Annotated in this window: 12 protein-coding genes; 6 read left to right on the top strand and 6 right to left on the bottom strand. The window is 69.7% G+C overall.

The genetic code is table 11. The annotated features are described in order from the left end of the window. Positions 1 to 69: 69 nt before the first annotated feature. The 3 genes from LZP97_RS20770 to LZP97_RS20760 all read left to right on the top strand — a co-directional run bounded on the left by LZP97_RS20770 (position 70) and on the right by LZP97_RS20760 (position 1,499). Positions 70 to 669 (top strand): histidine phosphatase family protein, encoded by a 600-nt coding sequence (locus LZP97_RS20770; RefSeq protein ID WP_040273143.1) that lies wholly within the window; start codon positions 70 to 72, stop codon positions 667 to 669. A 182-nt stretch (positions 670 to 851) separates the two neighbouring features. Further along, positions 852 to 1,196, top strand: a complete 345-nt coding sequence (locus LZP97_RS20765) for a YtxH domain-containing protein (protein ID WP_010595494.1) — start codon at positions 852 to 854, stop codon at positions 1,194 to 1,196. A 147-nt stretch (positions 1,197 to 1,343) separates the two neighbouring features. After that, complete coding sequence (locus tag LZP97_RS20760) at positions 1,344 to 1,499, top strand: hypothetical protein (protein ID WP_003936594.1); 156 nt, start codon at positions 1,344 to 1,346, stop codon at positions 1,497 to 1,499. 2 nt (positions 1,500 to 1,501) lie between these two features. Here LZP97_RS20760 and LZP97_RS20755 read toward each other — a convergent pair whose 3' ends face one another. Beyond that, entirely contained in the window at positions 1,502 to 1,858 is a 357-nt protein-coding gene (locus LZP97_RS20755; protein ID WP_010595493.1) for a hypothetical protein, read from the bottom strand. A gap of 66 nt (positions 1,859 to 1,924) precedes the next feature. On the opposite strand from LZP97_RS20755, the gene LZP97_RS20750 reads away from it, so the two are divergent. Beyond that, on the top strand, positions 1,925 to 2,482 hold the full coding sequence (locus tag LZP97_RS20750) for a helix-turn-helix domain-containing protein (RefSeq protein WP_017681104.1): 558 nt from the start codon (positions 1,925 to 1,927) through the stop codon (positions 2,480 to 2,482). A gap of 22 nt (positions 2,483 to 2,504) precedes the next feature. Here LZP97_RS20750 and LZP97_RS20745 read toward each other — a convergent pair whose 3' ends face one another. Next, complete coding sequence (locus LZP97_RS20745; RefSeq protein WP_010595491.1) at positions 2,505 to 2,798, bottom strand: putative quinol monooxygenase; 294 nt, start codon at positions 2,796 to 2,798, stop codon at positions 2,505 to 2,507. Positions 2,799 to 2,860: 62 nt separating this feature from the next. On the opposite strand from LZP97_RS20745, the gene LZP97_RS20740 reads away from it, so the two are divergent. Both LZP97_RS20740 and LZP97_RS20735 read left to right on the top strand, forming a co-directional pair. Next, positions 2,861 to 3,775, top strand: a complete 915-nt coding sequence (locus LZP97_RS20740) for an SDR family NAD(P)-dependent oxidoreductase (RefSeq protein WP_040273141.1) — start codon at positions 2,861 to 2,863, stop codon at positions 3,773 to 3,775. A 186-nt stretch (positions 3,776 to 3,961) separates the two neighbouring features. Then, entirely contained in the window at positions 3,962 to 4,423 is a 462-nt protein-coding gene (locus LZP97_RS20735; RefSeq protein ID WP_010595489.1) for a DUF523 domain-containing protein, read from the top strand. Between the two features lie 7 nt (positions 4,424 to 4,430). On the opposite strand, the gene LZP97_RS20730 is transcribed toward LZP97_RS20735, so the two are convergent. The 4 genes from LZP97_RS20730 to gltB all read right to left on the bottom strand — a co-directional run bounded on the left by LZP97_RS20730 (position 4,431) and on the right by gltB (position 12,546). After that, entirely contained in the window at positions 4,431 to 5,324 is an 894-nt protein-coding gene (locus LZP97_RS20730; protein WP_230831591.1) for a cutinase family protein, read from the bottom strand. A 112-nt stretch (positions 5,325 to 5,436) separates the two neighbouring features. After that, a complete protein-coding gene (locus LZP97_RS20725; RefSeq protein WP_225223008.1) occupies positions 5,437 to 6,234 on the bottom strand; it encodes a PE-PGRS family protein in 798 nt (265 codons plus the stop codon). 272 nt (positions 6,235 to 6,506) lie between these two features. Continuing rightward, positions 6,507 to 7,958 carry a glutamate synthase subunit beta gene (locus LZP97_RS20720; protein ID WP_010595485.1) on the bottom strand — a complete coding sequence of 484 codons (1,452 nt, stop codon included), beginning with the start codon at positions 7,956 to 7,958 and terminating at the stop codon, positions 6,507 to 6,509. Next, positions 7,951 to 12,546 carry a glutamate synthase large subunit gene (gene gltB / locus LZP97_RS20715; RefSeq protein ID WP_010595484.1) on the bottom strand — a complete coding sequence of 1,532 codons (4,596 nt, stop codon included), beginning with the start codon at positions 12,544 to 12,546 and terminating at the stop codon, positions 7,951 to 7,953. The genes LZP97_RS20720 and gltB overlap by 8 nt, the downstream gene beginning before the upstream one ends. Between the last annotated feature and the right edge of the window lie 220 nt (positions 12,547 to 12,766).

Genomic DNA, 12,766 nt, shown 5'->3' with positions numbered 1-12,766 from the left:
GCACCCCGGTTTCACGTGAAACACCGGGTCGACCGAGCGCGCGATCGGTCGTCGTGCGATCGTGGTGACGTGCAGCTTCTCCTGATTCGACACGCCCTACCCGAGATCTCCCGGGTCAGCGAGGGACGCGCCGACCCGTCGCTGACCGAGGAGGGCCGCGCCCAGGCCGCGCGGCTGCCGACCGCGCTCGAGCCCTACCGAATTGCGCGGGTGTTCAGCAGCCCGCAACGCCGCGCCCTGGAGACGGCGGCGCCGCTCGCCGAGGCCCGCGGGCTTCCCGTCACCCGGCTCGAGGGCCTGGCGGAGTACGACTACCACCTCGACCACTACATTCCATTCCACCTCGCGCAGGAGCTTGCCCCGGACGCCGTGGCACGCATCCGCGCAGGTCACCTCCCCGACTTCGTAGATGCGGACGAATTCCGCACCCGCGTTCTCGCCGCCACCCAGCACATCGTCGACACCTGCGCGCACGACGACACCGTCGCCGTGTTCGCCCACGGCGGCGTCGTCAACGTCCTGCTCCAGGACCTGCTCGGGCTCGACCGGCCGCTGATGTTCCCCATCGAGTACACATCGGTGACCCGCATCCTCGTCTCCCGCAACGGTGCCCGGCGGGCGGCCTCGGTCAACGAGACCGGGCACGTGCGCGACATGCTGCGCGTCTGATCCGTTCGCCGCAACCGGTGTGAACCGGCTCGGATCCGGGTATCGGTACGACGTGGGCGGAACCGCGACGAGGCGGCCGCCGCGAGGGCGTGGCAGCCGGGCGGAAGGTAGCCGTCGGGCCACGACCGCCGGCCGGTGTCGACGACGCCGGGCCCCCGAGATTCGACGAGCAGGAGATTGCCATGATGAGAGCTCTGACCTTCGCCGCCGGTGCCGCCGTGGGCTTCGTGCTGGGCACCAGGGCCGGGCGTGAGACCTACGAGAAGATGCGCGATCAGTCCGTTCAGCTGTGGAACAAGCCCGAGGTACAGCAGAAGGTCACCGAAGCGAAGGAGACCGTGCAGGAGAAGGCGCCCCAGGTGCAGGAGAAGGCCGGCGACCTGGCGAAGAAGGCCGCCGAGAAGGCGAACATCTCGGGCGGCGGCAACATGGCACCCGACGCCGCCGGCGGCGGGCCGGCCGTGACTCCCCCGGCCGCGGGCGCACCGATCGTCCCGCCTCCGAACGAGGGCAAGCACTCCCTCTAGCGGCCGGACGCAGACCGGCCCGGTGCCGCATCGGGTGAATTCCGGTGCGGCACCGCCGGGTGTAGTCGCGTTCCGAACGGGTACTCCGACCGCGTACAACGGAACGGCTCACCCCGACACGATCCCCCGATCGACACAGGAGGCGACATGACGCGACCCGACGGCGACGGCGACCCCGCCACCGCGGACACCGACAGCGGGTCCCGAGGTGCCGACGACGACGTCCTGTCCGATCCGGCCGAATGGGCCGGGGAAGGCGGCGCCACCGACGAGGGCCCGTCCACCGACGTCGAGAACGGCTGAGATCAGGCGCGCGCCGTCCGGGTTCGCAGCCGCTCGGCCCACTGCTCGGCGTCGTCCATACCGATCACCAGGGCGTCGCGCGCGTGTCCCGACAGTTCGACGCGCAGGGCGGGCTGTCCGCGCCGCACGGCGACGAGTTCGTTGCGTCCCCGTGCGCGCCAGGTGCCGATCTTGCGGGCACCCGGCAGCCCGAGGCCGGGAGCGCGCATTCCTCGCGTCGCGGCGAGACCGTCGGCGTGGACCTCGACGTCCCGGATGGCATCCAGGGGGACGTCGACATCGCGGATCAGTCCCGCGATCTTCTCGAAGCGCGTGAAGCGCAGCGTCAGGACTCCGTGGTCGATGCTCAGCGTCGTCATGGCTCCCATTGTTCTCATTGCTGAGAACAATGTCAATCGTGAGAACATTGACGGGTGAGAGGAGACATGACCACCGCGGAACTGCTGTTGCATCCGGTGCGCCTGCGGATCGTCCAGGCGCTGCTCGGCGACCGCACCGCCACCACCGCGCAGCTACGTGCCCTCATCGACGACGTTCCCGCCGCCACCCTCTACCGGCAGATCGCGACGCTCACCGGCGCCGGAGTCCTCGACGTCGTCGCGCAGCGCCGCGTCCGCGGCGCGGTCGAACGCACCTACCGTCTCGTCGCCGAACGCGCGCACATAGACGGGCAGGAGGCGGCGACGATGAGCACCGAGAACCATCGGCGTGCCTTCCTCGCCTTCACCGCGCAGCTGCTCGCCGACTTCGACGCGTACCTCGACGATCCCGAGCGACGGGATCCGGCCGAGGACGTCGTCGGATACCGGCAGGCAGCCCTCGATCTGACCGACGAGGAGGCCCTCGCCCTGGTCACCGAGATGCGGCAGCTGCTGACGCGCTACCTCGAGCTGGGCCCCGGCCCGGGCCGGCGCCGGCGGCTGCTGAGCACCGTCGTCGTACCGGCCCGCGACGTGTCGGGTCAGGAATCCGGGGAGCGATGACCGGCCGGCTCGGTCGTACCGGCTACGCGACGGCCGTGAGCGGATGGATCACCGGCGCCGCCGCGAGGTGCTCCCCCACCGTCGCCAGGGCGGACGTGACGTGCCGGGAGGTCATGTGCGCGTCGAGCGCCTCCTGACCCGACCAGACCTCGACCGTCACGAATGTGCCTGGCGCCGAGCCGGATTCGAAAAGTTCGTACGAGACGCAGCCGTCCTCGTCGCGACTCGCCGCGGCCAGCGCCACCAGCGCGCCCCGCACCGCGTCCTCCGAACCGGGCTTCGCCGGAATGGTCGCCACCACACGCAGTTCCGTCATTTCTCGACGGTACCGCGCGCGGCAGCCGTGCACGAGCGGCTCGGACGAGGAAGATGGTGCCCATGAGATCGCGGATCGCGGAGATGCGTCGATGGCGCGCAGGGACAGTGGTCCATCAGCGCCTGCACGACCTGACCGGGACGCTCGTCGTGGTCACCGGGGCGGGCAGCGGTATCGGCCGCGCGACGGCACGGGCGTTCGCCGACGTGGGGGCGATCGTCGTGGTCGCCGACCGCAACGTCGACACCGCCCGCGCCACCGCGGAGCTGCTCAACGCGCCCCTCCCCGGCGCCGGCGGCTCGCGAGCGGTCTTCGGTGGCGGGGCGCACGCCTACGAACTCGACGTCGCCGACGAGGAGCAGGTGCGGCGGTTCGCCGCGACGGTCCGTTCCCAGCACGGCGTGCCGGACGTGGTCGTCAACAACGCCGGAATCGGCGTGATCGGCACGTTCACCGCCACCCCGCAGGAGACGTTCGAGCACGTCATGGACGTCAACTTCTGGGGCGTGGTGTACGGGTGCCGGGCGTTCGGGGACCAGATGCTCGAGCGCGGCACCGGCGGGCACATCGTCAACGTCGCCTCGGCGGCCGCGTTCACCCCGCAGAAGAGCCTCGTCGCCTACTCGACGAGCAAGGCCGCGGTCCTGATGTTCACCGAGTGCCTGCGGGCGGAACTGATGGTCCACGGGATCGGGGTGAGCGCGATCTGTCCGGGGCTCGTGGGCACGAACCTGGTTCCCGGTGCCGAGATGGTGGGCCTCGGCGCACCGGAGCAGCGCACGCTCCGCGAGCGGGTCACGGCGCTGTACCGCACGCGCAGCTATCCGCCGTACAAGGTCGGCGAGGCGATCGTCGCCGCGGTGCGGCACAACCGGGCACTGGTGACCGTGACGCCGGAAGCGAAGACCCGGCGGTGGGTGAGCCGCCTCGCCCCGGAGGCGATGCGATTCGGTGCCCGCTTCGAGCCGGACCGCTGAGCGCCGCGCGTCCCCGCCCGTGCGCGGCGAACTCGATCGTTGTCGGCGGCGGCCACGCACCGCTCAGGAGATGACCGTGGACGGGTACCGCCGTGCCCGGAACCGTGGTCACCGGGGAGAGCCGGACCGGGCGGTGGGGCCTCTCCGGGCGGAGTCCCGGCTCGGGCCTGCCGGTAACCTGACCCTGTGCCGGATCGTCCGATTCTCGTCAGTGCCTGCCTGGCCGGCGTGCCGTGCCGGTACAACGCGGAGGCCCGGCCGGACGAGGACGTGGTCGCCGACGTGGCCGCCGGACGCGCGATCGCCGTGTGTGCGGAGGTGCTGGGCGGACTCCCCACGCCGCGCCCACCCGCCGAGATCGTCGGCGGCGACGGTCGGGACGTCCTTGCCGGCCGAGCACGCGTCGTCACCGACACCGGAGCGGACATGACCGATCCGTTCGTCCGTGGGGCCGAGATCGTCGCCGGGATCGCCGCCGAGCACGACGTGCGCGAGGCGGTCCTGCAGGCACGCAGTCCCTCCTGTGGCTGCGGAGCGATCTACGACGGAACGCATTCGGGGACCGTGACCGACGGCGACGGCGTGCTCGCCGCTCTGCTCGCCGCGCGCGGCATCACCGTGCGCGCGCGACGCGGCTCGCGGACCTGACGGCCCGTCAGACCTTGGAAGCCAGCCAGTTCCGCAGCCACGTCGTGGCCGAGGTGCCGTTCGGTTCGACCGCGTAATTGGTGTAGTCCTGGTGGATCTGCGACTCGTAGAACTTCCGGATCTTGATCTCGCGCTCGTCGTTGGCCTGCTCGGTGAGCTGGGACTGCAGGATGGGGAGCCCGCCCGCGCTCATCAGATCCAGGTAGATCGCGTCGGCCTCGGCACGATACCGGTCGACGGCGGACGGGTCGCCCCCGGAGGCCATCGCGAGGAAACCCGCAGCGCGGGTGACGAAATCGTCCTTGGGCGTCGAGCAGTACAGGTCGCCGACGGCGCAGAAGGTGCGGACGTCGCCGCTGACGAACCCGAACCCGCCGATGCGGGGCCCGCCGGCGCCGTTGCCCGCGACGGGCGGTCCGATCAGGATGTCCGCCTCGGAACGACGGGGGTCGGAGAGCAGGCCGACCGCGGCGAGCCGATGCGGCGGGACCACTCCGAAGCCGGTGCCGATCTCGGCGGCGAGATCGCCGGCCGCGTCGGCGCCCTGGCTGTAGCCGACGAGCGCGAACCGCGCCTCGGGGCACGCGGCCGCCGTCGCGGCGACGATGCCGCGGGCATTGTCGACGGCCTGCTGCCGCGACACACCGTAGACCTCGCCCTCCCACGGGAACGCCGTCGCGGCGTACCGGACGTAGTCGACCCGGGCCCCGGGGGGAAGATTGGAGGTGACCGCCGCGAGCATGCCGTTGCCTCGCTGCGGTGCAGGCGTGTTCGACGTTTCCCACGTGCCCGGCACGGCGACGACCTGGAGCTTCGGGCACCCGGCCGGATCGGCCTGGACCGCGGGAGCCGTCACCGCCGACCCCACTACGGTGGCCGCGGCGACCGCTACCAGCGTCAACACACTTCTCAGCCCCACCGCAGCCCCCTGAGGTCTCCTGCCGATCTCGACGTCGTCACGAAATGATGCACATGCAATATGACACAGAGATGAACGAGACGGGAGACCCCCTTTACTCCCGCAGGACGGTCACCGCTCCCCCGCCGATGTTGGTGACGAACACGTTCCCCGCCCCGTAGTCGACGGCCGTCCCCACGGTGCCGCGGTCGACGACTCGTTGCAGCTGCCCCGGACGGTCCACGACGGTCACCGCCGAGGCGCCGATGTTGGTGACGAAGACGTTGCCGGTCAAAGGATCCGTGACCACGACACCGGGAGGCAGCACCTCCGGCGGCAGCGGACCGGCCGCCGCATCGTGGTCCGCGACCGTCACGTGGCCGGCGCCGATGTTCGTCACGTAGACACCGTCCGTACCGGCGTCGAGCGTGAGTTCCGGGGTGAGATGCGCGAGCGGCGAGGCCGCCGGGCTCGGCGCGGACGGCGGGGGGCCCGCCAGGACCCGATCGCGGTCGACGGTGACCGTACCGACGCCGAGATTGGTGACCGCGACGTTGCCGTTACCGCCGTCCACACGCATCTCCACCGGCGCGCCGGACGGCGCCGCAGCGGCGGCCGGGTGCGGTGGAACGGACACGGACACGGCACCCGGCCCCAGGTTGGTGATGCACGAATTACCCGCTCCCCCATCGACTCCGAGAAGTCGCAGGCCGTCGTACCCGGCCACCGGCGGCGCCTGCGGAACGCCGTCGACGGTCACGGCACCGCCGACGTTGCGCACACATTCGCCGGGGACCTGCGCCCCCGCTGGGGCGGCACTCAGGGCCGCCACGGTCCCGGCGCCGAGGATGCCCGCCGCAAGTGATCGTCTCGTGATGCGGTGACCCCTGCGCATCGTGATGCGGTGACCCATGCGCACGACCATAACGCGCGAACCGTCCCGAACGGACGAAACGGGAAGGGCGCGCCCACCGGATTTCCGGCGGGCGCGCCCCGCGCGCTCAGCGCTGTCGCAATCCAGCGCTCAGCGCTGTCGCAATCCAGCGCTCAGCGCTGCCACATTCGAGCGCTCAGCGCTGTCACATTCGAGCGCTCAGCGCTGTCGCAATCCAGCGCTCAGCGCTGCCACATTCGAGCGCTCAGCGCTGTCACATTCGAGCGCTCAGCGCTGTCACATTCGAGCGCTCAGCGCTGCGGCATCGTGGTGGTGGTGATCGGCGAAGGGAGCACCGTCGCACCCTCGAGGTATTGATCGACCGCCGCGGCGCAGGAACGACCCTCCGCGATGGCCCACACGATGAGCGACTGGCCGCGGCCCATGTCACCGGCGACGAAGACGCCGTCGACGTTGGTGGCCCATTCCTTGGAGCGGGCGACGTTGCCGCGCTCGTTGAGGTCCACGCCCAGGTCGGTGAGCAGGCCCGGCTTCTCGGGGCCGACGAAGCCCATGGCCAGGAGCACCAGGTCGGCTTCGAGCTCGAAGTCGGTCCCCTCGACCTTCTCGAAGCGGCCGTTCACCATCTTCACCTCGTGCGCCTTCAGGGCGGCGACCTTGCCGTCCTTGCCGACGAACTGCTCGGTGTTGACGGAGAACACGCGCTCGCCGCCCTCCTCGTGCGCGGAGGACACCCGGTACATCAGCGGGTAGGTCGGCCACGGCGTCGATTCGGCGCGCTCCTCCGGGGGGCGCGGCATGATCTCGAACTGGTGCACGCTGGCCGCGCCCTGACGGTGCGAGGTGCCGAGGCAGTCGGCGCCGGTGTCACCGCCACCGATGATGACGACCTTCTTGCCCTTCGCCGTGATGGTCGGCTCCGGCAGGTCGCCGAGCTGCACCCGGTTGGCGATCGGCAGGAACTCCATCGCCTGGTGGATGCCGTCCAGCTCACGCCCGGGAATCGGCAGGTCGCGGGCCTCGGTGGCGCCACCGGCGAGCACGACCGCGTCGAACTGCTCCCGCAGCTGATCGGCAGTGATGTCGACACCGACGTTCACGCCCGTCTCGAAGACGGTGCCCTCGGCCTCCATCTGCGCCAGACGGCGATCGATGACGGCCTTCTCCATCTTGAACTCGGGGATGCCGTAGCGCAGCAGACCACCGATGCGGTCCTCGCGCTCGAACACGGTCACCGAGTGGCCGGCGCGGGTGAGCTGCTGCGCCGCAGCCAGACCCGCCGGGCCGGAGCCCACGACCGCGACCTTGCGGCCCGTCAGCTTCGACGGCATGACCGGTGCGACCCAGCCCTCGTCGAAGGCCTTCTCGATGAGTTCGACCTCGACCTGCTTGATGGTCACCGGGTCCTGGTTGATGCCCAGGACGCAGGAGGCCTCACACGGCGCGGGGCACAGCCGGCCGGTGAACTCCGGGAAGTTGTTGGTGGCGTGCAGGCGTTCGATGCCGTCGTTCCACTTGCCCTTGTAGGCCAGGTCGTTCCACTCAGGAATCAGGTTTCCGAGGGGGCAACCGTTGTGGCAGAACGGGATACCGCAGTCCATGCAGCGGCTGGCCTGGACCTGGAGGGTGTCGAGCGGGAACGGCTCGTACACCTCCTTCCAGTCGAGCAGCCGCAGCGGAACGGGCCGGCGAACCGGCGTCTCCCGCGAGCCGTGCTTGAGGAAGCCGCTTGGATCACCCACGAGCCGCCTCCATGATCGCCTCGTCCACGTTCGCGCCTCGAATCTCGGCGTCCTTGATAGCCATGAGTACCTTCTTGTAATCGCGAGGCATGACCTTCGCGAAGTGGCTGACCTGCTGCGACCAGTCGGCCAGGATGCGGGCTGCAACCTCGGAGCCCGTTTCGTCACGATGGCGCTCGATGGCGCCCTTGAGCCAGAGGAAGTCCTCGCCCTCGAGGTCCTCGAGATCGACCAGCTCGGTGTTCAGGTTCGCCTCGAAGTCGCGGTCCGGGTTGTACACGAACGCGACACCGCCGGACATGCCGGCGCCGAAGTTGCGGCCGGTCTTGCCCAGGATGACGACCTTGCCACCGGTCATGTACTCGCAGCCGTGGTCGCCGACGCCTTCGACGACGGCCGTGGCACCCGAGTTGCGCACCGCGAACCGCTCACCCGCCACGCCGCGGATGAGGGCCTCGCCACTGGTGGCGCCGAACAGGATCACGTTGCCGGCGACGATGTTGTCCTCGGCGACGAAGCCCGGCGCCGCGTTGAGCGGCGGGCGGACGACGATCCGGCCGCCGGACAGGCCCTTGCCGACGAAGTCGTTGGCGTCGCCGAACAGCCGCAGCGTGATGCCCTTGGGCACGAACGCGCCGAAGCTGTTGCCGGCCGAACCGGTGAACGTGATGTCGATCGTGTTGTCCGGCAAGCCTTCCCCGCCGTACACCTTGGTGAGCTCGTGGCCGAGCATGGTGCCGACGGTGCGGTTGACGTTGGCGATCTTGGTCTCGATCGTCACCGGCGTACCCGACTCGAGAGCCGGCCGCGCCTGGGTGATGAGCTCGTTGTCGAGCGCCTTGTCCAGCGCGTGGTCCTGTTCCTTGGTGCAGTGCAGGTCCTGCTCGCAGAAGATCGGCGAACGGGTCTGCTCGAGCAGCGGCGACAGGTCCAGCTTCGAGGCACGGTAGTGGTCGACGGCCTTGGTGGTGTCGAGCATGTCGACGCGCCCGATGGCCTCGTCGAGGGAACGGAAGCCCAGCTCGGCCAGGTATTCGCGCACCTCTTCGGCGATGTAGAGCATGAAGTTCTCGACGAACTCCGGCTTGCCGGTGAAGCGCTTGCGCAGCACCGGATTCTGCGTCGCCACACCCACCGGGCAGGTGTCGAGATGGCACACGCGCATCATGATGCAACCGGACACCACCAGCGGAGCGGTGGCGAAGCCGAACTCCTCACCGCCGAGCAGGGCGGCGACGACGACGTCGCGGCCGGTCTTCATCTGCCCGTCCACCTGCACGACGATGCGGTCGCGCAGACCGTTGAGCAGCAGCGTCTGCTGCGTCTCGGCGAGACCGAGCTCCCACGGCGCACCCGCGTGCTTGAGCGAGGTCAGCGGGGACGCGCCGGTGCCGCCGTCGTGACCGGAGATCAGCACCACATCGGCGTGCGCCTTCGACACACCCGCCGCGACGGTGCCGACACCGATCTCGGAGACCAGCTTCACGTGGATGCGGGCCTGCGGGTTGGCGTTCTTCAGGTCGTGGATCAGCTGCGCGAGATCCTCGATCGAGTAGATGTCGTGGTGCGGCGGGGGCGAGATCAGGCCCACACCCGGCGTCGAGCCACGCACCTCGGCGACCCACGGGTACACCTTGTGCGGCGGCAGCTGCCCGCCCTCACCCGGCTTGGCGCCCTGCGCCATCTTGATCTGGATGTCGGTGCAGTTGGTCAGGTAGTGCGCGGTGACACCGAACCGGCCGGAGGCGACCTGCTTGATCGCCGAGCGCCGCCAGTCGCCGTTCTCGTCCGGGGTGAAGCGGTCCGGATGTTCGCCGCCCTCACCGGAGTTCGAGCGGCCGCCGAGACGGTTCATCGCGATCGCGAGGGTCTCGTGCGCCTCCGCGGAGATCGAGCCGTAGCTCATCGCGCCCGTGGAGAACCGCTTGACGATCTCGCTGGCCGGCTCGACCTCCTCGAGCGGCACCGCCGGGCGCTCTCCCGTGCGGAACTCGAACAGGCCGCGCAGCGACGCGAGCCGCTCCGACTGGTCGTCGACGAGCTGGGTGTACTCCTTGAAGATCGAGTACTGCCCGGTGCGGGTGGCGTGCTGGAGCTTGAACACCGTGTCCGGGTTGAACAGGTGGTACTCGCCCTCGCGGCGCCACTGGTACTCGCCGCCGACCTCGAGCTCGCGGTGGGCGTGCTCGGAGGGACGGTCCATGAAGGCGAGCGAGTGCCGGGCGGCGACGTCCTGCGCGATCTCGTCGAGGCCGATGCCGCCGAGCTGCGACTGCATCCCGGTGAAGTACTCGTCGACGATCTCCTGCGAGAGGCCGATCACCTGGAAGAGCTGGGCACCGGTGTAGGAGGCGAGGGTGGAGATGCCCATCTTGGACATCACCTTGAGCACGCCCTTCGACGCGGCCTTGATGTAGTTCGCGAGGGCCTTGTCGAGGGTGATGCCGTCCGGCAGGTCGCCGTTCTGCAGCAGCTCGTCGATGGTCTCGAAGGCCATGTACGGGTTCACCACGGCCGCACCGAAACCGCACAGCGCGGCGATGTGGTGCACCTCGCGGGCGTCGCCGGCCTCGACCAGCAGCCCCACCTTGGTGCGGGTCTTCTCGCGGACGAGATGGTGGTGCACCGCCGAGGTGAGCAGCAGCGACGGGATCGGCGCGAGGTTCTCGTCGGACTCCCGGTCCGAGAGCACGATCAGGCGAGCGCCCCCGTCGATGGCCTCGGAGACCTGGCCGCGGATGTTCTCGAGCGCGCGGCGCAGGCCCTCGCCGCCCTCGGCGACGGGGTACAGACCGCGGATGATGACGCTGTTGAAGCCGGGGAACTGCCCGTCGTCGTTGACGTGGATCAGCTTCTGCAGGTCGTCGTTGTCGATGACCGGGGCCGAGATCAGGATCTGCCGGCACGATTCGGCGGTGGGGTTCAGCAGGTCGCCCTCGGGGCCGAGCATGCCGCCGAGGCTGGTGACGACCTCTTCCCGGATCGCGTCGAGCGGCGGGTTGGTGACCTGCGCGAACAACTGCGAGAAGTAGTCGAACAGCATGCGCGGACGCGAGGAGAGCACCGCGATGGGAGTGTCGGTGCCCATCGAACCGAGCGCCTCACCGCCCGTCGCCGCCATCGGCTTGACGAGGAGGTGGACCTCTTCGTTCGTGTAGCCGAACACCTGCTGGCGCAGCACGACCCGCTCGTGGGACATGTAGGTGTACTTGCTCTCGGGCAGATCCTCGAGCCGCGCGATGCCCTGGTCGATCCACTCCTGGTAGGGGTGCTCGGCGGCGAGGGCGCTCTTGATCTCCTCGTCGTCGATGATGCGGCCCTGCGAGGTGTCGACGAGGAACATGCGGCCGGGCTGCATGCGCAGCTTGCGCACGACCTTCTGCGGCTCGATGTCGAGCACGCCCACCTCGGAGGCCATGACGACGAGGCCGTCCTCGGTGACCCACACCCGCGACGGGCGCAGGCCGTTGCGGTCGAGGACGGCGCCGACGACGGTGCCGTCGGTGAAGCACACCGACGCCGGGCCGTCCCACGGCTCCATCAGGGCAGCGTGGTACTCGTAGAACGCGCGGCGGGCCGGGTCCATGGACTCGTGCCGCTCCCACGCCTCGGGGATCATCATGAGCACGGCGTGCGGCAGGCTGCGGCCGCCGAGGTGCAGGAGCTCGAGCACCTCGTCGAAGCGGGCGGTGTCGGACGCGCCCTCGGTGCAGACCGGGAAGATCTTGTCGAGCTTCTCGCGGCCGCCGAACACGTCGGAATCGATGAGCGCCTCGCGGGCGCGCATCCAGTTGGCGTTGCCGGTGACGGTGTTGATCTCGCCGTTGTGGGCGACGCGGCGGAACGGGTGCGCGAGCGGCCACGACGGGAAGGTGTTGGTGGAGAAGCGCGAGTGCACCAGGCCCAGTGCCGACTCGACGCGCTCGTCCTGCAGATCGCGGTAGAAGCCCTCGAGCTGCGGCGTGGTGAGCATGCCCTTGTAGACGAAGGTCGACGCCGACAGGCTGGGGAAGTACACCGTCTCGCTGCCGGGGCCGTCCTGGCCGGCGCCCTCGCTGCCGAGCTCGTGCTCGGTGCGCTTGCGGACCACATAGGCCCGGCGCTCGAGGTCGAGACCGCCGAGGGTGCGGTCGGGCGAGGTGAGGAAGATCTGACGGAAGCTCGGCATGGCCTGCTTCGCCAGCGTGCCCAGGTCGGAGGGGTCGACGGGAACCTCGCGCCAGCCGAGGACCTGCAGGCCCTCCTCGGCGACGATCGCGTCGACGGCGGCGACGGCCTCGTCGGCGGCCTTCTCGTCCTGGGGCAGGAACGCGATACCGGTGGCGTAGAAGCCGGCGGGCGGCAGGTCGAAGTCGACGACCTCACGGAAGTAGCGGTCCGGAACCTGGATGAGGATGCCGGCACCGTCACCGGTGTTGGACTCGGAGCCCGCGGCACCGCGGTGCTCGAGGTTCACCAGCGCGGTGATCGCCTTCTCCACGATGTCCCGGCTGCGGCGACCATGCATGTCGACGACGAATGCGACACCGCAGGCGTCGTGCTCGTTCGCCGGGTGGTAGAGCCCTTGCGGCCCGGGAAGATGCTTCATACCTAGCCTTCGTTGCGTTTGATTGCAGCGACGACCAGCAGCGCTGATGGCCATCTACTTGCGTGAGCAAGTACCGACACGTGGTGGATCGGCACCGATCACCGTTCAGTATCCGCCCTTCCGCGACGATGCGGGTGCCCTTTTTCGGCAGCTCGGGCCGGATCTCCCGGTCGGCTTGGACGTCGTGTGTCCACCGTGTTGCGTACAACGATATGTCAGC

This window comes from Rhodococcus sp. DMF-1 (genome assembly GCF_021441945.1).
Classification (GTDB): domain Bacteria; phylum Actinomycetota; class Actinomycetes; order Mycobacteriales; family Mycobacteriaceae; genus Rhodococcus; species Rhodococcus ruber.
Note: the sequence above shows the minus strand (reverse complement) of the source record. Positions and strands in the feature narration are given on the sequence as shown.